We start from the raw sequence: 23,267 nt of genomic DNA on the forward strand, positions 1-23,267 counted from the left end.
GAGCGCGCTCAGGCGTCCATAAGCCCGCGAATGGCCGTCAGGTGCGGACGGGGGTGACGACGGGGGTGCCGTCGGGGGCGGTGAGGATCGTGACGTTGGCGCTGTAGTGGGTGGAGATGCGGTCGGCGGTCAGGACCTCCGCGGGGGGGCCGACCGCCACCACGTCGCCGTGGTCGACCAGGATCAGCTCGTCGGCGTACTGGGCGGCCAGGGTCAGGTCGTGCAGGGTGCTGACCACGGTGGTGCCGTCCGCGCGGCGCAGCCGGTCGACCAGCTCCAGCAACGACTGCGCGTGGCCGACGTCCAGCCCGGTCGTCGGCTCGTCGAGCAGCAGCAGTCCGGCCTGTTGCGCCAGAACCCTTGCCAGCACGGCACGTTGGCGCTCCCCGCCCGAGAGTGTCCGGAGTGGACGGTCGGTGAGGTGCTCCAGGTCGAGCCGGGCCAGCACCTCGCCGACGACGGCGAGGTCCGACCGGCCCTCACGCGCGAGCAACCCGAGGTGCGGGGTGCGGCCGAGCAACGCGTAGTCGGTGACGGTGAGCCCTTCCGGCACCACCGGCGTCTGCGGCGAGTAGCCGACCGCACGAGCCCTTTCCCGCGCGCTCATCGCGGAGATCGGCGCGCCGTCCAACAGGATTTCCCCGGTGTGCGCGGCAATTCCGGTTATCGCTTTGAGCAAGGTCGACTTGCCCGCACCGTTCGGGCCGATGATCGCCAGCCACGAGCCCCGGGGCAGTCGGGCGGTCACCTCGCGCACCACCATCCGGCCCTTGTAGCCCGCGGAGACCGAGCGCAGCTCCAGCTCCGCCATCACGCACCGCCCTTGCGAGAAGCCCGCAGCACGAAGGCGAAGAAGGGCGCACCGGTGAACGCGGTGATCACGCCGATGGGCAGCTCCGACGGCGCCATCACGGTGCGCGCCAACACGTCCGCCGCCGCGAGGAAGATCGCCCCGCCCACCAGCGACAATGGCACGAGCACGCGGTAGCTGCCCGCGACCATCAACCGGATCACGTGCGGCACGACGATGCCGACGAAGCCGATCAGGCCGCTGACCGAGACGGCGGCCGCGGTCGCCAGCGACGCCGCGACGAGCACGACCAGCCGCACCCGCGCCGGCCGCAGCCCCAGTGCTCCTGCCTCCTCGTCGCCGACGCCGAGCACGTCGAGCAGCCGGGCGCTCGCGCACAGCACCGCCGACGCCACGACCACGTACGGCAGGATCAGCAGGACCTCGTTCCAGCCCGTGGTGCCGAGGCCGCCGAGCATCCAGTTGTAGATGATGCGCAGGTTCTCGACGTTGAGCTGCTGGACGAAGGTCTGCACCGCGGTGAGGAACGACGCGACCGCGACACCGGCCAGCACCAGCGTGGCGGTCCCGCCGCCCGCCGAGCGGCCCAGCGCCCAGGTCAGGCCGACGCCGCCGAGCGCGCCGAGGAAGGCCGCGAGCGGCAGCGGCCCGATCGCCCAGCCCTGGACGAGCTCCTGCTGCGCCGGGACCGCGAACACCACGAGCGTCGCCGCGAGTCCCGCTCCGGCCGCCGCACCCAGCAGGTACGGGTCGGCGAGCGGGTTGCGGAAGACACCTTGGAAGGCCGCGCCGGAGATCGCGAGCGCCCCGCCGACCAGGCAGCCGAGCACCACCCGCGGCACCCGCAGCTGCCACAGGATCGCGGCCTCCTGCTCCGACAGCGGGGACACGCCGCCGGTGAGCTGCGCCCAGAACTCGGCGAGCACCCGCTGCCAGCCGAGGTCGATCGCGCCGAGCAACACCGACGCGACCACCACGGCCAGCAACAGCGCGCACCCGGTCCCGAGCTGCCGCCAGGTCAGCCTGGTCGGCCGCAACCCCGTCACTTGGCGGCGGCTGCCGAGACGGCGGAGGAGACGGTGCGGACCAGGTCCACCACGCGGGGACCCCAGCGGGAGGCGATGTCGTCGTCCAGCGCGACCACGCCGTTGTTCTTCACGGCGGTCAGGCTCTGCCAGCCGGGGCGCGCGGCCACGGTCCGCGCGTTCTGGCCGCAGCACTTGGTGTCGGCCAGGAAGATCAGGTCGGGGTTGGCCTTGACCAGGTACTCGGCGCTCAGCTGCGGGTACCCGCTTCCGCTCTTGTCGGCCTCGTCGGCGATGTTGGTCAGCCCGAAGCGGCCGTAGACCTGGCCGATGAAGGTCTTGGAGGTCACGCTGTACAGCGAGTTGTCCAGCTCGTGGTAGTAGCTCAGCGGCCGGGCGGGCTTGCGGGTGTCGGTGACGATCTTGTCGATGTCCGCGCGCATCCTGGTGGCGAGCGCCTCGCCCTCGGCCGCGTGGCCCGTGGCCTTGCCGATCGCGCTGACCTGCGCGTAGGTGTCCTCCAGCGTCGTGGCGGCCGGCACCAGCAGGACCTGGATCTTCAGCTGCCCCAGCCCGGTGACCAGGTTGTCGGTGTCGTTGGAGGCCAGCACCAGGTCGGGCTTCTGGTTGGCGATCGCCTCCAGGTTCGGCTTGAAGCCGGAGAGCGTGGTCTTGGGCGCCTCGGCGGGGAAGGTGGACTGGTCGTCCACGGCGACGACCTGCTTGCCCGCACCGACCGCGTACAGCGTCTCGGTGCTGCTGGGGTTGAGCGAGATGATCCGCTCCGGCCGCTTCTCCAGCTTCAGCCCCGTGGTGCCGCCGGGGACGCTGACCTCGACCGGGAACCCGGTCGCCGCGCCGGAGGACGGGGCGGGGGCGTTGGCGGGCTCGCGGGTGGCGCACCCGGTCAGCCCGGCAACGGCCACGAGGGCCAGGGCGGCGGTGATGCGGCGGAACTGCACTCGTCTCACGTCCTCGGTGCGGCCGGCGCGGGGGCGTGGTCCTCGCGAAGCCAGGCCGGCGGCCGTGGTCATCCGAGCACCCCTGCTCCGGGAGTGGGTTCGGTGTCGAACACGCAGCGGTTGGCGACCTGGCTAGGCCGGCGGGACGAGCCGACCATCACAGTTGCGGGACAGCGCCGGAGTCGCACCGGACTTCGCTACCGAGCGGGCGATGCGGAAGTTACCAGTACACTGGAAGCTCCCTGGGCATCTTGCCAGGTAGACTAACCAGTACAACTGTACTGTTGTGTCGGGCGCTACATCGTGTCGATCACACGAATCGTTACGCCCGACGCGGGATGTCACCCAGAAGATGGTGCCTCCTTATTTCCGGGCTGTTACAGTCCCCGTAACAAACACGCTGCCTGTGGCACATTCAGGCGCTTCTTTTGCAACGGCGACTCCGCCCGGCGGAGTCGTGAGCGGGCCACCGTCGTCCCGCAGCCCCCACCACTGGACTGCACGAGGACGACGAGGGAGGTCTGCGCGTGATCTTCTCCGCCATCCCTGGCCGGCAAGGTCTGTACGACCCGAGCGAGGAACGCGACGCCTGTGGTGTCGCGATGGTGGCCGACATCAAGGGCCGCCGTTCCCACGGGATCGTGACCGACGCGTTGACGGCTCTGGCGAACCTGGAACACCGCGGCGCGGCCGGTGCCGAGCCCACCAGCGGCGACGGCGCGGGCATCCTGCTCCAGCTGCCCGACGCGCTGCTGCGGGCCGAGTGCGCCGAGCTGGACCTGCCCGCGCCGGACGAGCACGGCGAGGCCCGCTACGCCGCGGGCATGGGCTTCCTGCCCGCCGATGCCGAGCGCCGTGCCGAGGCCGTCGCGCTCATCGAGCGCATCGCGGGAGACGAGGGCCTGCGAGTGCTGGGCTGGCGCGAGGTTCCGGTCGACCCCGACGCCGCCGACGTGGGCCCCACCGCCCGGTCGGTCATGCCGCACTTCGCCCTGTTGCTGGTCGCGGGCGTGCCGGACGAGGCGGGCCGATCTCCCAGCGGCGTCGAGCTGGACCGGCTGGCCTTCTGCCTGCGCAAGCGCGCCGAGGTGGAGAGCGAGCGCGCGGGCTGCGGCGTGTACTTCCCGTCGCTGTCCTCGCGGACGCTGGTCTACAAGGGGATGCTGACCACCGAGCAGCTGCCCGCGTTCTTCCCGGACCTGCGCGACGAGCGGCTGGAGAGCGCCATCGCGTTGGTGCACAGCCGGTTCTCCACCAACACGTTCCCGTCGTGGCCGCTGGCGCACCCGTTCCGCTACGTCGCGCACAACGGCGAGATCAACACGATCCGGGGAAACCGCAACCGGATGCGCTCGCGGGAGGCCCTGCTCGCCAGCGACCTGATCCCGGGCGACCTCAGCCGCCTGTTCCCGATCTGCACGCCCGACGGCTCGGACTCGGCCTCCTTCGACGAGGTGCTGGAGCTGCTGCACCTCGGCGGCCGCAGCCTGCCGCACGCGGTGATGATGATGATCCCGGAGGCGTGGGAGAACAACGCCACCATGGATCCGGCGCGACGGGCGTTCTACCAGTTCCACGCCAGCCTGATGGAGCCGTGGGACGGCCCCGCGTGCGTCACTTTCACCGACGGCACCGTCGTCGGCGCGGTGCTCGACCGCAACGGCCTGCGCCCGGCGCGCTGGTGGCAGACCAGCGACGACCGCATCGTGCTGGCCAGCGAGACCGGCGTGCTGGACGTGCCGCCCGCCGAGGTGGTCGCCAAGGGCCGCCTCCAGCCGGGCCGGATGTTCCTGGTGGACACCAAGGCCGGTCGCATCATCGACGACGCGGAGTTCAAGTCCGAGCTCGGCGGGAAGCTGCCCTACGACGAGTGGGTGCACGCGGGCCTGCTCCAGCTGGCCGACCTGCCCGACCGCGAACACGTGGTGCAGAGCCACGAGTCGGTCGTGCGCCGCCAGCTCACCTTCGGCTACACCGAGGAGGAGCTGCGCGTCCTGCTCTCGCCGATGGTCACCGGCGGTGTGGAACCGCTGGGCTCCATGGGGTCCGACACCCCGGTCGCCGCGCTCTCGCAGCGCCCCCGGCTGCTCTACGACTACTTCAAGCAGAACTTCGCGCAGGTCACCAACCCGCCGCTGGACGCGATCCGCGAGGAGATCGTCACCTCGGTCGCCCGCGTGATGGGCCCGGAGCAGAACCTGCTGGAGCCAGGTCCGGCGTCGTGCAGGCACATCGAGCTGCCCTACCCGGTCATCGACAACGACGAGCTGGCCAAGCTCATCCACGTCAACGACGACGGCGACCTGCCGGGCTTCGCCTGCACCGTCCTTTCCGGACTGTACGAAGTGGACGGTGGAGGGCTCGCGCTCGCCGAGGCGGTCCAGCGGGTCCGCCGCGAGGCATCGGAGGCCATCGCCGCCGGGGCGCGCACGCTCGTGCTCTCCGACCGCGACTCCGACCACAAGCGCGCCCCGATCCCCTCGCTGCTGCTGGTCTCCGCGGTGCACCACCACCTGGTGCGCACCAAGGAGCGGCTGCGGGTGGCGCTGGTGGTGGAGAGCGGCGACGCCCGCGAGGTGCACCACATCGCGCTGCTGCTGGGCTTCGGCGCCGCCGCGGTCAACCCGTACCTGGCCTTCGAGACCATCGAGGACATGATCTCGCACGGGGCGATCACCGGGATCGCGCCGGAGAAGGCGATCAAGAACTACGTGCAGGCGCTGGTCAAGGGCGTGCTCAAGGTGATGTCCAAGATGGGCATCTCGACCGTGGGCGCCTACACCGCCGCGCAGGTCTTCGAGGCGCTGGGCCTGTCCCAGGACCTGGTCGACGAGTACTTCTGCGGCACCACCTCCAAGCTCGGCGGCGTCGGCCTGGACGTGCTCGCCGCGGAGGCCGCGGCCCGGCACCGGATGGCCTACCCGGACAACCCGACCGACCGGGCGCACCGCAAGCTCGACGTGGGCGGCGAGTACTACTACCGCCGCGAGGGCGAGCTGCACCTGTTCAACCCGGAGACGGTGTTCCTGCTCCAGCACGCCACCAAGACCCGCCGCCAGGAGGTCTACCGCCGCTACACCGAAGAGGTGGAGGCGTTGGCGCGCAAGGGCGGCACGCTGCGCGGGCTGTTCAAGCTGCGCACCGAGGCGCGAGAGCCGATCCCGATCGAGGAGGTCGAGTCGGTCACCTCCATCGTGAAGCGGTTCAACACCGGCGCGATGTCCTACGGCTCTGTCTCGGCAGAGGCGCACGAAACCCTTGCCATCGCGATGAACCAGCTCGGCGGCCGCTCCAACAGCGGTGAAGGCGGCGAGGACCCGGAGCGGCTCTACGACCCGGAGCGGCGCTCCGCGGTCAAGCAGGTCGCCAGCGGTCGCTTCGGCGTCACGAGCGAGTACCTGGTCAACGGCACCGACATCCAGATCAAGATGGCCCAGGGCGCCAAGCCCGGTGAGGGCGGTCAGCTGCCCGGCTACAAGGTCTACCCGTGGATCGCGCGGACCCGGCACTCCACGCCGGGCGTCGCGCTGATCTCCCCGCCGCCGCACCACGACATCTACTCGATCGAGGACCTCGCCCAGCTCATCCACGACCTGAAGAACGCCAACGAGCAGGCCCGCATCCACGTGAAGCTGGTCAGCGAGGTCGGCGTCGGCACGGTCGCGGCGGGTGTTGCCAAGGCGCACGCGGACGTGGTGCTCATCTCCGGGCACGACGGTGGCACCGGCGCCTCGCCGCTGACCTCGCTCAAGCACACCGGGACCCCGTGGGAGATCGGCCTCGCCGAGACCCAGCAGACGTTGATGCTCAACGGTTTGCGGGACCGGATCACCGTCCAGGTCGACGGCGCGATGCGCACCGGCCGCGACGTGATCGTGGCCGCGCTGCTGGGCGCGGAGGAGTTCGGCTTCGCCACCGCGCCGCTGATCGTGGCGGGCTGCGTGATGATGCGCGTCTGCCACCTCGACACGTGCCCGGTCGGCATCGCCACCCAGAACCCGGAGCTGCGCAAGCGCTACGCGGGCAAGGCCGAGTTCGTGGTGAACTTCTTCGAGTTCATCGCAGAGGAGGTGCGCGAACACCTTGCGGCGCTTGGCTTCCGCACGCTGGACGAGGCCATCGGGCACGCCGAGCTGTTGGACACCGACGGCGCTGTCGAGCACTGGAAGGCCTCCGGTCTGGACCTGTCCCCGGTCTTCGCGACGCCGGAGACCCCGTACGGGGCGGCGAAGCGGCGGCTGCGCGGCCAGGACCACGGCCTGGAGCTGGCGCTGGACCGCACGCTGATCCAGCTCGCCGAGGCGGCGCTGGAGGACGCGCACCCCGTCCGCCTGGAGCTGCCGGTGCGCAACGTCAACCGGACCGTCGGCACGCTGCTGGGCTCGGAGGTCACCCGCCGCTTCGGCGGCGCGGGCCTGCCGGAGGACACCATCCACGTGCGCCTCACCGGCTCCGCGGGCCAGTCGCTCGGCGCGTTCCTGCCGCCGGGCATCACCCTGGAGATGGTCGGCGACGCCAACGACTACGTCGGCAAGGGCCTCTCCGGCGGCCGGATCGTGGTGCGGCCGGCGCCGGAGTCGAACTTCGCGGCGGAGCAGCAGGTGATCGCGGGCAACGTGATCGGCTACGGCGGCACCCGCGGCGAGATCTTCCTGCGCGGGCGGGTCGGCGAGCGCTTCTGCGTGCGCAACTCCGGGCTGGTCGCGGTGTCCGAGGGCGCGGGCGACCACGCCTTCGAGTACATGACCGGCGGCCGCGCGGTGGTGCTCGGGCCGACCGGGCGCAACGTCGCGGCGGGCATGTCCGGCGGTATCGCCTACGTGCTCGACCTCGACCCCGGCCGGGTCAACACGGCGATGGTGGAGCTCCAGCGGCCGCACGCCGATGACCTGAAGTGGCTGCGCCAGGTCGTGGAGCGCCACCACCGGCTCACCGGCTCGGCGGTGGCCGCGTCGCTGCTCGGCGACTGGCCCCGGCGTTCCTCGGCGTTCACCAAGATCATGCCGAGGGACTACCAGCGCGTCCTGGAGGCGGAGCGCTCCGCGCGCGCCGAGGGCCGAGACGTCGACGCGGCGATCATGGAGGCGTCCCGTGGCTGACCCGAACGGTTTCCTGAAGCACTCCCGCGCCGAGGCCGCCAAGCGCCCGGCCGACGACCGGCTCGGCGACTGGGCCGAGGTCTACGCCGCGATCGAGCAGCCCGAGCGCGACGAGCAGGTGCGCACCCAGGCCAGCCGGTGCATGGACTGCGGCATCCCGTTCTGCCACTCCGGTTCGGCGGGCTGCCCGCTGGGCAACCTGATCCCGGAGTGGAACGACCTGGTGCGCCGGGGCGACTGGGAACAGGCGTCGGAGCGGCTGCACGCCACCAACAACTTCCCCGAGTTCACCGGGCGGCTGTGCCCGGCCCCGTGCGAGGCGGCCTGCGTGCTGTCGATCTCGCACGACTCGGGCGGCGCGGTGGCGATCAAGCGCGTCGAGCAGGCCATCGCCGACGTCGCCTGGGAGTCCGGCACGGTGCAGACGCTGCCGTCGGGCGTCTCCAGCGGCAAGAAGGTCGCCGTTGTCGGCTCCGGCCCCGCGGGCCTCGCCGCGGCGCAGCAGCTGACCAGGGCGGGCCACGAGGTCACCGTCTTCGAGCGCGACGACCGGCTCGGCGGCCTGCTGCGCTACGGCATCCCCGAGTTCAAGATGGAGAAGAAGGTCCTCGACCGGCGGCTCGCGCAGCTGCGCGCCGAGGGCACCCGCTTCGTCACCAACTGCGAGGTCGGCGTCGACCTGCCGGTCGACAAGCTGCGCGAGGAGTTCGACGCGGTGGTCCTCGCGGTCGGCGCGCTGCGCGGCCGTGACACGCCGGAGACCCCGGGCCGGGAGCTGCGCGGGGTGCACCTGGCGATGGAGCACCTGGTGCCCGCCAACAAGTTCTGCGAAGGCGACGGCCCGGCCGCGATCGACGCTGCCGGCAAGAACGTCGTGATCATCGGCGGTGGCGACACCGGTGCGGACTGCCTCGGCACGGCCCACCGCCAGGGCGCGACCCGCGTCTACCAGCTCGACCAGTACCCGCAGCCGCCGACGGTCCGCGACGACGACCGTTCACCGTGGCCGACGTGGCCGTGGGTGCTGCGCAGCTACGCCGCGCACGAGGAGGGCGGCGAGCGGCTCTTCGCGGTCGCTGTGGAGTCCTTTGTGGACGACGGGACCGGACAGGTGAAGGCGGTGCGGCTGCGCAAGGTCCGCGTCGAACGCGACGCCTCCGGTCGCCGCCAGGTGGTGCCGCAGTCGGAGGAGGTCGAGGAGATCCCCTGCGACCTCGCGCTGCTGGCGATCGGCTTCGAGGGGGTCGAGCACATGCGCCTGCTCGACGACCTGGGGCTGACGCTGACCCCGCGCGGCACGCTCTCCTGCGGCACCGACTGGCAGACCAGCACGCCGGGCGTGTTCGTCTGCGGTGACGCGCACCGGGGTGCCTCGCTGGTGGTGTGGGCCATCGCCGAGGGCCGCTCGGTGGCCAGCGCGGTGGACACCTTCCTCACCGGCGCCTCCGACCTGCCCTCACCGGTGCACCCCACCGCGATCCCGCTCTCGGTGGTGTAGCCCGCTCTCTCCGGCTGACGGGCCCCAGGACAACGACGTCCTGGGGCCCGTTTTCGCGGTCAGGCGCTCTTTCGTCGTAGTCCGGTTGCGGCCGTTCGAGTGGTGACCGGACAAGTGATCGCGCATCCAACTTCCTAATGACCCGACCTCGTGGCGGGTGCGCTCACAGTCCATAGGACGAAGCTATGGGCAGGTGAGATTGTTCGGAGTTGAACCTTCTTGTCAGGCTTCCCCGGCCGTGTGGTCCTCCGGTGCGAAAGGGGAGTCGGAAGATGGTGGAAACCGCGCTGCGGAGCGAGGTCGCGGTGGCCGTGCTCCGGCTCCTGATGGCCTACCAGCGCCAGCTCCCGAGCGGTGACACCTGCCGGGAACTGCCCTGTGCCGCCTGCGACGAGCCGCATCTGCGCAAGATCACCGCGGCCATGGCGACGGGTCGGGAGATCCAGCTCGTGCTGCCCGCGTTCCCGGCCAAGTCACCGAACCGGGCGAAGACCATCAGTCATCTCCCGGACATGGCGGAACGAGTGGCGCTGGAGTTCCTCCAGTCCCTCTGCGATCGAATCGAACGCCTCTACCCGCCGGGCGCGCGCTTCGTCATCTGCTCCGACGGGCGGGTCTTCGGCGATCTGATCGGGGTGCCCGACGAGGCCGTCACCGCCTACCGGCGCGAACTGGTCGCGATGATCGACCAGATCGGCGCGGAGCGGCTGGACGTCTTCGACCTCGACGACGTGCACCTCGGCGTCGACGACCACGCGGCGATGCGCGAGCACCTCGTCACCCACTACGCGCAGTCGCTGGAGTCGGTGCGGGCCGAGGTCAAGGCCGGTGACAAGGCGCTGAGCATCTACCGGGGGATGACCCGGTTCCTGTTCGAGGACCAGCTCGGTCCCGGCTACGAGGGCAGCAGGGCAGCGGCGCTGCGCGAGGCACGTCGCCGCGCGTACGGGGTGATCCAGCGCAGCCGCGCGTGGGGCTCGCTGCTCGCGGAGCGCTTCCCGGACGCGGTCCGGCTGTCCATCCACCCGCAGCCGTGCGGCGCGGACAAGCTCGGAATCCTGCTGATGGAGACCGCCGACGGCTGGCTCACCCCGTGGCACGGCGTCGCCGTGGTCACCGACGGGCGGACCGAGCTGGTCAAGCGCTCCGACGCCGAACGGCTCGGCGCCACCCTCGTCCGGCGGGGCGGTCGCCCCAGTCACTACGTCCTGTCCCGCCTCACCGGCTGAAGGAGCGCGTCGTGTCACAAACCCTTGTCCAGACGGAGAAGATCGGGCCGTTCGGAGTGCTGGTCCGGGCCGAGCGGGCCAGGCAGAACCCCGCGACGCTCGCGCCGGAGGCACTGCGCGCGCTCACCCGCGAGCACCACATCGTGGTGCTGCGCGGATTCCGCACCTTCGCCGACGCTGACGAGCTGACCGAGTGGAGCGGCACGCTCGGCGAGATCATGATGTGGCCCTTCGGCGCCGTGCTTGAGCTCGTCGAGGCCGAAGCCCCGACCGACCACATCTTCGACCACAGCTACGTCCCCCTGCACTGGGACGGCATGTACAAGCCGCTGATCCCGGAGTTCCAGGTCTTCCAGTGCGTCAGCTCACCGGGCAACGGCAACGGTGGCCGCACCACGTTCAGCGACTCCAGCGGTGTGCTGGCCACCGCCGACCCCGCGACCGTCGAGCGGTGGAGCCAGATCACCGTCACTTACCGGATCCAGAACAAGGTGCACTACGGCGGCCAGGCGGTTTCGCCTCTGGTGGTCCCACATCCGACGACCGCTGTGCCGACGATGCGCTTCAACGAGCCGCCGATCGCCGACGACGAGACGTTCCTCAACCGACCGAGCCACAGCTTCGACGGCGTCGCCGACGACGAGGTGCCGACCTTGGTCGAGGAGCTGCGGAAGGCGCTCTACGACCCGCGCCACTACTACGCGCACGACTGGGTCGACGGCGACCTGGTGATCACGGACAACTACACGCTGCTGCACGGCCGCGAGGCGTTCACCCACCGCGCGCCTCGGCACCTGCGACGCGTGCACGTGCTCGGCGACCCGCCGTTCGAGAACCCCGCGTTGGGCTGAGATGACTCTGCCAAGGCTCGAACCCGCAAGCGGTATTTCGGTGAAGACCCGCTCGGTGGTCGTGCTCGCCCTGACCGCGGGAACCTTCCTGTTGGCGTTCTGGGCTTTCGGCCGCGTCGATCCGCACTACTACTACACGGTCGGCGTGCGCTCGATGAGCACCAGCTGGCACGCGTTCCTCTACGGTGCCTTCGATCCGGCTGGTTCGATCTCGGTCGACAAGGTGCCCGGCGCCCTGTGGTTGCAGGCGTTGTCAGTGCGCGTGTTCGGCTTCCACACCTGGGCCGTGTTGCTGCCGCAGGCGCTTGCCGTAGCGGCAACGGTTCCGGTGTTGTGCTCTGCGGTGCGGCTGTGGATCGGGACGAAGGCGGGACTGGTCGCTGGCGCGGTCTTCGCACTGACACCGATCACGGTGGTGTTGGCGCGGGTGAACATTCCCGACACGTTCCTGGTGCTGTGCATGGTGTGCGCGGCACTGGCGATGACCAAGGCGATCAAGAGCGGTCGCTGGCCGCAGCTGCTGATCGCCGCGGTGTGGGTCGGGATCGGTTTCCAGATGAAGATGACGCAGGTGTTCCTTGTGTTGCCCGCACTGGGAACCGCCTACCTCGTCGCCGCTCCGGGCGGCCTCGCGCACCGCATCGGCCGCAGCCTCGCTGCCGGTGTTCTCGCGCTCGCGGTCAGCTCCGTGTGGCTCGTCGCGGTGGCGCTGACGCCCGCAGCCGACCGCCCGTACGTGGACGGCAGCACCCACAACTCGGTGTGGGAGATGGCTTTGCTGTACAACGGCTTCGGCCGCTTCGTGCACGGCAACGACACGACCGCCGAGGTGAGCAGCTTCCTCGCGGACTTCGGCGGGGCGCCCGGCGTGTTCCGCCTGTTCAACGCCGAGGTGGGTGCCCAGGTCAGCTGGCTGCTCCCGCTCGCGCTGCTGGCTCTGGTGCTCGGCCTCGTCGCCAGGAGGTCCCACCCCCGCACCGACTCCGTCCGCGCCGGGCTCCTCCTGTGGGGCACCTGGCTCCTGACCCACGCGGCCGTCTTCTCCGCCGCCTCCGGCATCCACCCCTACTACACCGCGGCCCTGACCCCCGCCCTCGCCGCCCTCACCGCTTTCGCCATTCGCGGGCTTATGGACCTTCGCGAGCGCGCTCAGAGGTCCATAAGCCCGCGAATGGCGCTTTTGGGCGCGGGGGTGTGGGTGGTTGTGCTGAGTGTGCGGGAAGGGATGGCGTGGGTCGGGGTGGTGAGCGCCGGGGGTGTGCTGGTGGCGCTCGCGATCCGGCGGCCGGTGCTGGGGGTGGTGGCCCTGGTGGTGGCGCCCGGAGTGTTCACCGTGATCGCTTCGGGGAAGAGCTTTGACGGCTTGTCGGCTTTGAACCCCGTTGCGGGGGAGGCGAATCCCCTGCCCGCCGCAGGGATGGCCGCGATGCACGGGCTGCCGGCCGACACGCCGTTCCCTCCCGGTATGGGGGACATGAACATGATCACTCCGAATGCGGGCGTGCTGCGCTATGTGACCCAGCACCACGCGGGGGAGCGGTACCTGTTCGCCGTGCCAACCGCGAACACCGCCGCGCCGTACCTGCGAGCCGGGTACAGCGTGTTGCCGATGGGCGGGTTCACCGGGGCCGCCGCTGTTCCGTCCATTGTGGAGCTTCAGGAGCTCGTGCGCTCCGGGCAGGTGCGGCACGTGCTCATCGGCGGGTTCCACGGCGGCATGGGCGGTTCCGTGTCGATCGAACGCCAGGAGTGGGTCGCGAAGACCTGCGCGCCCGTGCCCGCTGGTGAGTACCAGGGTGCTTCCGGTCCCTCCGGGCCGCCGGGACACCCGGAGCTTCTTTTCGACTGCAAGCCGGGAGGCTCGCGATGAGTTCCGACACCACCACCGTGAGACCGCTGCCGAAGCCGTTGGCGTGGTTGTCCCGCAACGCGGTGTGGATCGCGCTGGTGTCCGTCACCGGCTTCGCCGCGATCTCCGCGTTGCACTGGGCGCTGACCGGCTTCGTGATCATGACCGACTTCATCGACCTCACGGTCTACGAGGCCGGGGCGCGTGCGCTGGTGGACGGAGCGCCGCTGTACGAGGGCAAGATCGACGGCGGGATGTACTCCTACACCTATCCGCCGTTCTCCACGCTGCTGTTCGCGCCGATGGTGCTCGGGCCGCTGTGGTTGTGGAAGCTGTTGGTGTTCCCGGTCAACACGGTGCTCGTGGCGTGCGCGGTCTGGCTGTCGCTGCGGATCATGGGACACGCGGGCGACCGCGACACCCGCCGCGTCACGCTGGCCCTGACGGCGCTGCTGTTCTGGGTCGAGCCGGTCGCGTGGACGATGTACCTCGGCCAGGTCAACCTCGTGCTGTTGGTGGTGCTGCTGTTCGGGCTGCACAAGCGGACCGAGCTGTGGCTCGGTCTCGCGGTCGGCCTCGCCGCCGGTATCAAGATCACTCCGGCGATCTTCGTGATCTACTTCCTGGTCACCCGGCGGTACCGGGCTGCCGCCACCGCCGTCGCCACGTTCCTGGGCACGGTGCTGGTCAGCCTCGTGGTCACGCCGGGCGACACCCTGCGGTACTGGAGCGGCACGTTCCTGCGCACCGAGCGGGTCGGCGAGGTCGCCATCCAGATGAACCAGTCGCTCAACGGCCTGCTCGCCCGACTGTTCACAGTGGACAAACCGCCCACGGTGCTGTGGCTGGGCGTCGCCCTGCTCGCCGCGCTCGCCGGACTGTCCGTCGCGGTCCTCGCGCACCGGCGCGGGAAGACGCTGCTCGGCTTCACGCTCGTCGGCATGACCGGGGCCGCCGTGTCGCCGATCTCCTGGAGCCACCACTGGGTGTGGTTCGTCCCGCTCGTGGTCGTCGCCGCGCACGGCTGGCAGCGGACGCGCCGGGACGCCGCCGCGCTCGCGGTGTTCACGGCGGTGACGTTCGCGTGGCCGATGCACCTCGTCACCGGGCACCGCATGGACATCCCGGCGCTCGGCGTGATCGGCATCCCGGAGTGGAACGGCCTCGGCAACCTCTACACCAACGTGTACGTGTTCCTCTTCGGCGCAACCTTGGTGTGGGTGTGGCGTCAGCTCAGCACCCGAACCACGGCCGTGCCGGGAACTCTCGCAGGTAGCTGAGCCGGGCCGGAGTTCGTTGGCAGCAAACAACTACTCCGACCCCGGATGACTGGGCTCCGCGCGCTGGTGCAAGATCCACAGCTGTTTGCCGTCGACCTCGAATGTGGATGCGGACCAGTGAGCGAGACCAAGCCTGGGTGGGGCGCTGCCACTCGTTGCCCTTCGGACTGCTTGCCCGAGTCCGGTGAGACCCCGGCGGTTTCGTTGCCGCTGCGGGCTTTCCGGCTCATGTCGGTGTTCTTCGTGTTCCTCGCGGCCCTGCCGGTGCTCGCCGTGCTGCCACTGTTCGGCACACGCCGACGTATCGCGCGTCTTCGGTCGCTGGCGTGCCTTCTGGTGCGGGCACTCGGAATCCGCGTCGTGCACACGGGACCTCGCGGTGGTTCCGCGCTGTTGGTCGCCAATCACCTCTCCTGGTTGGACGGGGTTGCTTTGCTTGTGCAGCAACCGATTCACCTGGTCAGCGACGCGCGGGTCCGCGCGGAGCCGGTGCTCGGGCCGCTGCTCCACCGGGGCGGCGCGATCTTCCTGGACCGCGAGCGACCGAGCGCGCTGCCCGCGACCGTTGACGAGATGGCCGACGCGTTGCGCGCGGGCCTGCCGGTGGGCGCGTTTCCGGAGGGCGCGCGGCGATGCAGCTCCCCGGGCGGCCCCTTCGCGCCCGCGGCCTTCGAGGCGGCGATCCGGGCGGGAGTGCCGGTGCGCCCGACCCTGATCGAGTACCGCCTGCCCGATGGGCGCGCCACCTCCGCCGCCGCCTTCCTCGGCGAGGAGACGCTGCGGGACAACGTGCGCAGGCTGGTCGCGATGCGTGGCCTGGAGGTCCACGTGCGCGCGCTGCCCGTCCTGGACCCGTCCCGCTACCGCTCGCGCGGTGCGCTGTGCCGCGCCGCCAAGGCGGCCATCGACCGCGCCGCCACGCCCACCCCGGACGCCTGCGCCGCGGCCAACCCGCGACCGGTCGTCCCGGAGAAGCGGCTCATCACCGCGGAAGAACTGATCTCCACCTCCTCCTGACGAGCACTGCCCGGCTCAGCCGCCCGCGACGGACGGGATGATGTGGATCTCGGCGCCGTCGTTGAGCTCGGTGCCCGTTCCGGCCAGGCGGCGGCACTCCTCGCCGTCGACGAAGAAGTTCACGTATCGCCGCAGTCCGCGCTGTTCGTCGCGCAACCGCCGGTCCAGCAACGGGTAGCGGCCCGCGACGACGTCCAGCACGTCGCCCAGCGTGGCGGGTGCGGTCATCTCCAGCTCGAACTTCGCGGCGCCGTCGGCCGTCGCGCGCAGCACGCCCGGCAGCAGCACGGTGACTCGCATGCGGGCCTCCTCAGACCGAAGCGGCGCGGACGCAGAGCACGTCCGGCAGGTGCCGGGCGATCAGCGACCACGAGTCCCCCTCGTCGGCGCTGCCGTAGACCTCGCCGGTGCGGGAGCCGAAGTAGATCCCGGCCGGATCGGCGTCGTCCGCGCACATGGCGTCCCGCAGCACGGCCGACCAGAACCCGTCCTCGGGCAGACCGGCGGTGAGCGCGGTCCACGAGTCACCGCCGTCCTCGCTGCGGTAGACCCGGCAGCGCCCGTCTGGTGGGAAGCGCAGCGCGTCGGCGGTCAGCGGGAACGTGTAGACCACCTCCGGCCGGTGCGGGTGCACCACCATCGGGAAGCCGAAGTCGCTCGGCAGCCCCTCCGCGATGGACTGCCACGTCCGCGCGCCGTCGTCGCTGCGGTAGACGCCGTGGTGGTTCTGGGCGAAGAACCGCTCCGGCCGGTCCGGGTGCTGGGCGATCTTGTGCACGCACTGGCCGAACTCCGGCTCCGGGCCGGGCAGGAAGTAGGCGCTGATGCCGCGGTTGCTGGCCGCCCAGCTGCGCCCGCCGTCGGTGGTCCGGTACACCCCGCCGGTGGACATCGCGACCGTGACCTGGTCGGGGTCCCGCGGGTGCGGCAGCACCGAGTGGATCGCCTGACCGCCGAAGCCGGGTGTCCAGTCCGCGCGGTGCGGGTGGTCCCACAGCGCCCTGACCAGCTCGTAGGTCCGGCCGCCGTCACCGGAGCGGAACAGCGCCGACGGTTCGACGCCCGCGTAGACCACCTCCGGCTGCGAGCTCGGTCCCGGGGCGAGCTGCCACACCTGGCCGAGGGTGGCCCCGGTGTCCTCGGGGAAGGCCACCGGGGCGTGGTCCGGCTCCTGCCAGCTCGCGCCGAGGTCGTCGCTGGTCATCACGCTCGGCCCGAAGTGCTCGCTGTGCACGCCCGCGAGCAGCCGGGGAGTGCCGCGCCGGGTGTCCACCGCCACCGAGTACACCGCCGTCATCGGGTGGTGCGGGCCGGTGAGCGACCAGCTGGCCCTGCCGTCGGTGCTCCTGGCCAGCCACAGGCCCTTGCGGGTGCCGATCGCCAGCAGAACCATCACAACCTCCGAGTGTCGATCATGGAGTGACCCAGGTCACTCTCGGACGCTACGCCCGACCCCCGACAGTCACGGAGAACCTGCCCCGATAGCGTCGCTGACCATGGACTTCGGCGGGTTCGGCGAGCACGCGATCGACTTCTTCGACGGCCTGGAGGCGGACAACTCCAAGGCCTTCTGGACCGACAACAAGCAGACCTACGTCGAGGACGTGCGCGGCCCGATGGAGGCGCTGCTGGCCGCGCTGGAGCCGGAGTTCGGCGCGGGCAAGGTCTTCCGTCCCTACCGCGACGTCCGTTTCAGCAAGGACAAGACGCCGTACAAGACGCACTGCGGCGGTGTCGTCGAGCAGGGGCGCGGGGGCGGGGCCTACTACGTGCAGATCAGCCCGGCCGGGCTGCTGGTGGGCGGGGGCTCGTTCGCGATGGCCCCGGACCAGCTCGCGCGCTACCGGACCGCCGTGGCCGAGGACCGCAGGGGTGAGGCGTTCCGGCAGCTGCTGCGCAAGCTGGAGCGGGCCGGGTGGGAGGTCAGGGGCGACCGGCTCAAGACCCGGCCGAGGGGCTTCGACGCCGACCACCCGCGCATCGAGCTGCTCAAGCACCGCTCGATCTACGTCGTGCGCGAATGGGAGCCGGACGACGTGCTGCACGAGCCCGAGTGCCTGGACCGGGTCCGCACGGCGTGGCGCGAGCTGGCCGGGATCAACGACTGGGCCGCCGACCACATCGGGGTCAGCGACAGTCGTTTCTAGAGAGACCGAAAAGTCCACCCGTACGGGTGGCGTCGGTTCAGGCTTCCTCGTCGGCCGGTCGACGAAGGTACTTCGCGCGCTGGCGTTTTCCGCGCGCCGAGGTGGCCCACGCGTGCAGCAGCGTTCCCGCCGCGAGCCCCGCCCAGTCGGTGACGATGTCGAAGACCTCGAACGAGCGGTCGATCGGCAGCGTCGCCTGCAGGACCTCCGAGGCGATCGCGTACAGGAACAGGCCGATGGCCAGCGGAATCGGCCGCAGCCGGGCGAGCAGACCGGTGGCGGCGAGCACCGCGAACAGGCCGAAGTGGATGACCTTGTCGGTGCCGTAAGGCGCGACGGGAACGCCCGATCTCGGCATGAACAAGATCACTACGCTGAGCAACACCGCGGTGACGAAGGGCAGAACACGAAGGCTCACGACAAAGATCCTGGCCTGGATTGCGGTATCGGTACAGCAATCGGGTCTAGGCTGCTCGGACGTGAGCCGACGTGCGAAGATCGTTTGTACCCTCGGTCCGGCGACCGCGACCCCGGAGAAGCTCCGTGACCTGGTCGAAGCGGGCATGGACGTGGCCCGGCTGAACTTCAGCCACGGGAGCCACGCCGACCACAAGCAGGTCTACGACATGGTCCGCCAGGCAGCCGACGACGCTGGTCGCGCCGTGGGCATCCTCGCCGACCTGCAGGGCCCCAAGATCCGCCTCGGCCGGTTCGCCAACGGACCGGTGATGTGGGAGACCGGTGACCGCGTGCGGATCACCGTCGAGGACGTGCCTGGGACCCACGACCGGGTCTCCACCACCTACAAGGGCCTGGCCAACGACGCCAAGCCGGGCGACCGGATGCTGGTCGACGACGGCAACGTGGGGCTGACCGTGGTGGCCGTCGAGGGCCAGGACGTGGTCTGCGACGTGACCGAGGGCGGGAAGGTCAGCGACAACAAGGGTCTGTCGCTGCCGGGGATGGACGTCTCCGTGCCCGCGCTGTCCGACAAGGACATCGAGGACCTGGAGTTCGCCCTGAGCCTGCGGGTGGACATCGTCGCCCTGTCCTTCGTCCGGTCCCCCGCCGACATCGACCTGGTCCACCAGGTGATGGACCGGGTGGGCAACGGCAGGCTGCCGGTCGTCGCCAAGCTGGAGAAGCCCGAGGCCGTCGACAACCTGGAGGCCATCGTGCTGGCCTTCGACGGGATCATGGTCGCCCGCGGTGACCTGGGCGTGGAGCTGCCGCTGGAGTACGTGCCGGTGGTGCAGAAGCGGGCCATCCAGATCGCCCGCGAGAACGCCAAGCCGGTGATCGTCGCGACCCAGATGCTGGAGTCCATGATCGGCAACTCCCGGCCGACCCGCGCCGAGGCCTCCGACGTGGCCAACGCGGTGCTCGACGGCACCGACGCGGTGATGCTCTCCGGCGAGACCAGCGTCGGGCGCTACCCGATCGAGGTGGTCAAGACGATGAGCCGGATCGTCGAGGTCGCCGAAACCGAGATCACCCCCGACGCCGTGCCGCCGCTGTCGCACGTGCCGAGGACCAAGCGGGGCGTCATCTCCTACGCCGCCCGCGACATCGGCGAGCGGCTGAACGCCAAGGCCCTCGTCGCCTTCACCCAGTCCGGCGACACGGTGCGCAGGCTCGCCCGCCTGCACACGCCGCTGCCGCTGCTGGCCTTCACCCCGGAGGCGGACGTGCGCAGCCAGCTCGCGATGAGCTGGGGCGTCGAGACCTTCCTGGTGCCCGAGGTCGGCTCGACCGACCAGATGATCCAGCAGGTCGACCACTCGATGCTGGCCATGAGCGGCCGCTACCAGCCGGGCGACCTTGTGGTCATCGTCGCAGGGTCCCCGCCGGGGACGGTGGGCTCGACTAACCTCATCCGCGTACACCGTCTGGGTGAAGAAGACCACGCCTGAGTCCTTGAGGAGCTCCCCGTGACCGAAGTCGCCCGCGCCGCGGCGGCGGACCCCGCGGGGATCTCCTCCGCGGTCCCGGTTCCCCTGGCCGCCGACGGCGTTCCGCACGGCCAGCCCGTGCTGGACCGCCTGGTGGCCCTGCTCGACCTGGAGCGGGTCGAGGAGAACATCTTCCGCGGCGTCAGCCCCGCGGAGTCGCCGGTGCGCGTCTTCGGCGGCCAGGTCGCCGGTCAGGCCCTGGTCGCCGCGGGCCGCACCGTGCCTGCGGACCGGGGGGTGCACTCGCTGCACTCCTACTTCATCCGCGGCGGCGACCCGAGCATCCCGATCGTCTACGAGGTCGACCGCATCCGGGACGGCCGCTCCTTCACCACCCGCCGCGTGGTGGCCGTCCAGCGCGGCAAGGCGATCTTCGCGCTGTCCGCGTCCTTCCAGCTGCAGGAGGAGGGCCTGGACCACGGCGACGAGATGCCGTCGGTGCCGGACCCCGAGACGCTGCCGACCTACGGCGAGTTCGTCCTGCCGTACCGGGACAAGCTCGGCCCGTGGGCCAAGCTGCCCCGGCCGATCGAGCTCCGGCACGTGACCACCCCGCCGTGGCTGACCGGCGAGCCGGGCGACGCCCGCAGCCAGGTCTGGATGAAGGCCGACGGCCGGGTGCCGGACGAGAACCTGTTGCACGTGTGCCTGCTGGCGTACATGTCGGACATGACGCTGCTCGACTCGGTCCTCGCCCGGCACGGCGTCTACTGGGGCGATGTCATCGGCGCGAGCCTGGACCACGCGATGTGGTTCCACCGCCCGTTCCGCGCCGACGAGTGGGTCCTCTACGACTCGGAGTCCCCCAGCGCCTCCGGTGGGCGCGGCCTCGCCAACGGCCGGTTCTTCTCCCGCGACGGCCGGCTCATCGCGACCGTCGTGCAGGAGGGCCTGCTCCGCCCCGTCCGCCGCTGAGCCCGGTCAGCACGAGCTGCTGGGCATCTCCAGCGTGAGCAGGTACCGCGCGGTGGCCTCGCGCGCGCACTTGTTGTTGCCCATCCAGGCGGTGTGCCCGACGCCCGGCCAGGTCAGCAGGTGGCTGCCCGGGATCTGGCGGTGCACGCTCTCCGCCCACGTCCGAGGCGTCGCGACGTCGTGGGCGCCGGACACCAGCAGGGTCGACGGGGGAGTGCCGCGCCAGGTGTGCGGGGTCCAGCGCACCGGCTGCGGCCAGCCGGCGCAGCCCGAGGCGATGTCCCAGAGCTCCGAGTACCCGCCGAGGTCCGGGTTGAGCGCGCGGACCTCGCCGACCGCCTCGTGCAGCGGGAAACCGACCGGGATGTCCTGGCAGATGATCGACCGGTACGAGGTGTACATCGGCGAGTTGATCATCCCCTGGGTGAGCATGGACCCGTCGCCGGTCAGCGCCTTCACCAGCCCCGAGGCCATCGCGGGCAGGAACGTGTTCGCGTTCAGCGCCAGGAGCGCGCCCGCCTGGACCTCGCGCGGGGTCACCACGCGGTCACCGGCCTTGAGCGCGCCCCGCTCGGCGAGCGCGGTCACGTCCCGCAGGACCTGCCTGGGGTCCTTGCCGTGCAGGGCGCAGGAGGCGTCGCGGGCGCACCAGTCGACGAACTGCGTCCAGCCGTCCTGGGTGGACACGGCGTTGTCCTTCACGAGTTGCCGAGTCGGCAACGAACGGTCGACGACGCCGTCGAGCGCCAGCGCGCGCAGGCGGTGCGGGAAACGCTCGGCGTAGGCCTGGCCGAGCATGCTGCCGTACGACAGGCCGAGGTAGCTGATCTGCTTCTCGCCCAACGCTTCCCGCAGCGCGTCCATGTCCCGCGCGATCGTGTCCGTGTCGAGGTGGGCCATGACCGGTCCGGTCTTGGCCGCGCAGGAGTTCGCGAACGCCGCGTTCTCCCCTGCCAGCTTCGCCGTGGCGGCGGCGGTCACCGGGAACCGGTCCGAACTCGGGTCGTGCGGCGGCAGGTCGCAGCGGATCGGCGTGCTCGTGCCGGTTCCCCGGAAGTCGAGTCCGATCAGGTCGAACCGGTCGCGGACCTCGTCGGGGAAGACCTCCTTGGCGTAGCGCGCCACGAGTTCGGCGGTGCCCGAGCCGGGACCGCCGGGACTGAACATCAGCGCACCGATCCGGCGCGACTGGTCGCGCGCGGGGGCGCGGGAGACGGAGATGGCGACGCGCTCGCCGGGCTTGTCCCAGTCCAGGGGGACGCTCAGCGTCGCGCACTCCGCCTCGCCGCAGGGTTTCCAGGTCAGGGTGGGGGCGGCGGCCGCGGCCGCGGGCACGACGGCGAGGGCGGCGCCGAGGGCCAGCAGCGCGGCTCCGATCCTTCTCACGGTGTGAGTCCTTTCGGTTGGGAGCGGCCAGCATGCCCCGCCCCCGGACACGGACCCGGCCGTTCCGGGGTGATCTCAGGGAAATATCGGGGGCGCTCCCCCTCCGCTCCGGGACGTGCGCTGGACATGCTGGGACCCGTGTTGCGAAAGATCGTGGTGCTGGTCGAGGACGGGGTCCCGTTGCTCGACGCCGCGGGGGTGACCGAGGTCTTCAGCGTCGCCGCCCGCCACGGCGCGCCCTACCGCGTCCTGCTGGCCTCGCCCGGCGGCCGGGACGTGCGGACAGCGGCCGGTGTCCGCCTGCGCGCCGACTCGGCCGTCGAGGTGCTGGACGGGGAGATCGACACCCTTGTCGTGACCGGTTCCGTCGTGCACGGCACCGAGCGCGGGCCGTTCGTGCGCACCGAGCTGGCCGGGCAGGTCCGCCGCCTGGCGAAGCGGTCCTGCCGGGTGGCTTCGGTGTGCACCGGCGCGTTGCTGCTGGCCTCTGCCGGGCTCCTCAACGGCAGGCGCGCCACGACGCATTGGAGCTGGTGCGACGAGTTCGCCAAGCTGCACCCGATGGTTACCGTCGACCGCGACGCGATCTTCGTGACAGACGGGCCGGTGTCCACCTCGGCGGGCGTGAGCGCGGGCATCGATCTCGCGCTGGCCTTGGTGGAGCAGGACATGGGTGCGGATGCGGCCCGCCGCGTCGCCAGGGCACTGGTGGTGTTCCTGCGGCGACCCGGAGGGCAGGCCCAGTTCGGCGCCTGGGGGCAGGTCCCCGTGCCCACCAGCTCGCCGCTGCGCGGGGTGGTCGAGGCGGTGACCCTGACGCCGGGGGAGGACCACTCGGTGCCCGCGATGGCCGCGCGGGCCATGCTCAGCGTCCGGCACTTCACCCGGCTCTTCAGCCGCGAGATCGGGATGAGCCCCGCCCAGTACGTCGAGCAGACCAGGGTCGACGCGGCGCGTGCGCTGCTGGAGAACGGCGACGACGGGGTCGAGTCGATCGCGCGGCGCTGCGGCTTCGGCACCTCCGAGACCATGCGCCGGGCCTTCATCCGCGTGCTCGGTGTGCCCCCGGTCGCCTACCGCGGCCGGTTCCGGACCACGGGGATCGGCGCTGATCCGTTGGCAGGCAACCACTCCGCCGTCAGGTCACAAGTGGTCCAGACCTATTGACGCTGCCGGTCCGGTCCACTTACGGTCCAGGCTCACACACGCCTCCGCCGCCGCGACACCTGGAGGTGACTCGTGGCCC

Annotated in this window: 18 protein-coding genes; 11 read left to right on the forward strand and 7 right to left on the reverse strand. The window is 71.0% G+C overall.

Features of this window, described 5'->3' with window-relative positions; all coding sequences use genetic code 11:
- Positions 1 to 37 precede the first annotated feature (37 nt).
- From ACFFQA_RS04815 to ACFFQA_RS04825, 3 genes are read right to left on the reverse strand one after another with little or no spacing between them, the layout of a single operon-like run.
- Positions 38 to 811, reverse strand: coding sequence for an ABC transporter ATP-binding protein (locus tag ACFFQA_RS04815; protein WP_377850389.1), 774 nt, complete (start codon positions 809 to 811; stop codon positions 38 to 40).
- A complete protein-coding gene (locus ACFFQA_RS04820; RefSeq protein ID WP_377850390.1) occupies positions 811 to 1,857 on the reverse strand; it encodes a FecCD family ABC transporter permease in 1,047 nt (348 codons plus the stop codon). Before ACFFQA_RS04820 ends, ACFFQA_RS04815 begins: the two co-directional genes overlap by 1 nt.
- Positions 1,854 to 2,807: an ABC transporter substrate-binding protein gene (locus tag ACFFQA_RS04825; RefSeq protein WP_377850391.1), complete on the reverse strand. Its 954-nt coding sequence runs from the start codon at positions 2,805 to 2,807 to the stop codon at positions 1,854 to 1,856. Before ACFFQA_RS04825 ends, ACFFQA_RS04820 begins: the two co-directional genes overlap by 4 nt.
- Positions 2,808 to 3,325: 518 nt before the next feature.
- Here ACFFQA_RS04825 and gltB point away from each other — a divergent pair.
- The 7 genes from gltB (at position 3,326) to ACFFQA_RS04860 (ending at position 15,621) form a co-directional block, all read left to right on the forward strand.
- Complete coding sequence (gene gltB, locus ACFFQA_RS04830) at positions 3,326 to 7,897, forward strand: glutamate synthase large subunit (RefSeq protein ID WP_377850392.1); 4,572 nt, start codon at positions 3,326 to 3,328, stop codon at positions 7,895 to 7,897.
- Positions 7,890 to 9,395, forward strand: a complete 1,506-nt coding sequence (locus ACFFQA_RS04835) for a glutamate synthase subunit beta (protein ID WP_377850393.1) — start codon at positions 7,890 to 7,892, stop codon at positions 9,393 to 9,395. The genes gltB and ACFFQA_RS04835 overlap by 8 nt, the downstream gene beginning before the upstream one ends.
- Before the next feature lie 272 nt (positions 9,396 to 9,667).
- The gene (locus ACFFQA_RS04840; RefSeq protein WP_377850394.1) at positions 9,668 to 10,624 is read left to right on the forward strand and encodes an L-tyrosine/L-tryptophan isonitrile synthase family protein; all 957 of its coding nucleotides are present in this window, start codon (positions 9,668 to 9,670) and stop codon (positions 10,622 to 10,624) included.
- A gap of 11 nt (positions 10,625 to 10,635) precedes the next feature.
- Positions 10,636 to 11,475 (forward strand): TauD/TfdA dioxygenase family protein, encoded by an 840-nt coding sequence (locus ACFFQA_RS04845; protein WP_377850395.1) that lies wholly within the window; start codon positions 10,636 to 10,638, stop codon positions 11,473 to 11,475.
- 40 nt (positions 11,476 to 11,515) lie between these two features.
- Positions 11,516 to 13,345, forward strand: a complete 1,830-nt coding sequence (locus ACFFQA_RS04850; RefSeq protein WP_377850396.1) for an ArnT family glycosyltransferase — start codon at positions 11,516 to 11,518, stop codon at positions 13,343 to 13,345.
- Positions 13,342 to 14,604, forward strand: coding sequence for a glycosyltransferase 87 family protein (locus ACFFQA_RS04855; RefSeq protein WP_377850397.1), 1,263 nt, complete (start codon positions 13,342 to 13,344; stop codon positions 14,602 to 14,604). Before ACFFQA_RS04850 ends, ACFFQA_RS04855 begins: the two co-directional genes overlap by 4 nt.
- A gap of 171 nt (positions 14,605 to 14,775) precedes the next feature.
- Entirely contained in the window at positions 14,776 to 15,621 is an 846-nt protein-coding gene (locus ACFFQA_RS04860) for a lysophospholipid acyltransferase family protein (RefSeq protein ID WP_377850398.1), read from the forward strand.
- A gap of 15 nt (positions 15,622 to 15,636) precedes the next feature.
- On the opposite strand, the gene ACFFQA_RS04865 is transcribed toward ACFFQA_RS04860, so the two are convergent.
- Together ACFFQA_RS04865 and ACFFQA_RS04870 are read right to left on the reverse strand one after the other, a co-directional pair.
- Complete coding sequence (locus ACFFQA_RS04865) at positions 15,637 to 15,921, reverse strand: MoaD/ThiS family protein (protein ID WP_377850399.1); 285 nt, start codon at positions 15,919 to 15,921, stop codon at positions 15,637 to 15,639.
- A gap of 10 nt (positions 15,922 to 15,931) precedes the next feature.
- On the reverse strand, positions 15,932 to 17,017 hold the full coding sequence (locus tag ACFFQA_RS04870) for a WD40/YVTN/BNR-like repeat-containing protein (RefSeq protein ID WP_377850400.1): 1,086 nt from the start codon (positions 17,015 to 17,017) through the stop codon (positions 15,932 to 15,934).
- Between the two features lie 100 nt (positions 17,018 to 17,117).
- Between ACFFQA_RS04870 and ACFFQA_RS04875 the strand changes: the two genes are divergently transcribed.
- Entirely contained in the window at positions 17,118 to 17,768 is a 651-nt protein-coding gene (locus ACFFQA_RS04875; RefSeq protein ID WP_377850401.1) for a DUF2461 domain-containing protein, read from the forward strand.
- Between the two features lie 37 nt (positions 17,769 to 17,805).
- Here ACFFQA_RS04875 and ACFFQA_RS04880 read toward each other — a convergent pair whose 3' ends face one another.
- Positions 17,806 to 18,333 (reverse strand): VanZ family protein, encoded by a 528-nt coding sequence (locus ACFFQA_RS04880; protein ID WP_377850402.1) that lies wholly within the window; start codon positions 18,331 to 18,333, stop codon positions 17,806 to 17,808.
- On the opposite strand from ACFFQA_RS04880, the gene pyk reads away from it, so the two are divergent.
- Both pyk and tesB read left to right on the forward strand, forming a co-directional pair.
- Positions 18,248 to 19,681: a pyruvate kinase gene (gene pyk / locus ACFFQA_RS04885; protein ID WP_377850403.1), complete on the forward strand. Its 1,434-nt coding sequence runs from the start codon at positions 18,248 to 18,250 to the stop codon at positions 19,679 to 19,681. The genes ACFFQA_RS04880 and pyk overlap by 86 nt on opposite strands.
- 18 nt (positions 19,682 to 19,699) lie before the next feature.
- Positions 19,700 to 20,635, forward strand: a complete 936-nt coding sequence (gene tesB / locus ACFFQA_RS04890; protein ID WP_377850404.1) for an acyl-CoA thioesterase II — start codon at positions 19,700 to 19,702, stop codon at positions 20,633 to 20,635.
- Between the two features lie 6 nt (positions 20,636 to 20,641).
- On the opposite strand, the gene ACFFQA_RS04895 is transcribed toward tesB, so the two are convergent.
- The gene (locus ACFFQA_RS04895) at positions 20,642 to 22,021 is read right to left on the reverse strand and encodes an alpha/beta hydrolase (RefSeq protein WP_377850405.1); all 1,380 of its coding nucleotides are present in this window, start codon (positions 22,019 to 22,021) and stop codon (positions 20,642 to 20,644) included.
- A gap of 126 nt (positions 22,022 to 22,147) precedes the next feature.
- Here ACFFQA_RS04895 and ACFFQA_RS04900 point away from each other — a divergent pair, with 126 nt between their 5' ends.
- Complete coding sequence (locus ACFFQA_RS04900; RefSeq protein WP_446681670.1) at positions 22,148 to 23,188, forward strand: GlxA family transcriptional regulator; 1,041 nt, start codon at positions 22,148 to 22,150, stop codon at positions 23,186 to 23,188.
- Positions 23,189 to 23,267: the final 79 nt, after the last annotated feature.

The organism is Allokutzneria oryzae, from assembly GCF_042429765.1.
Lineage (GTDB): Bacteria > Actinomycetota > Actinomycetes > Mycobacteriales > Pseudonocardiaceae > Allokutzneria > Allokutzneria oryzae.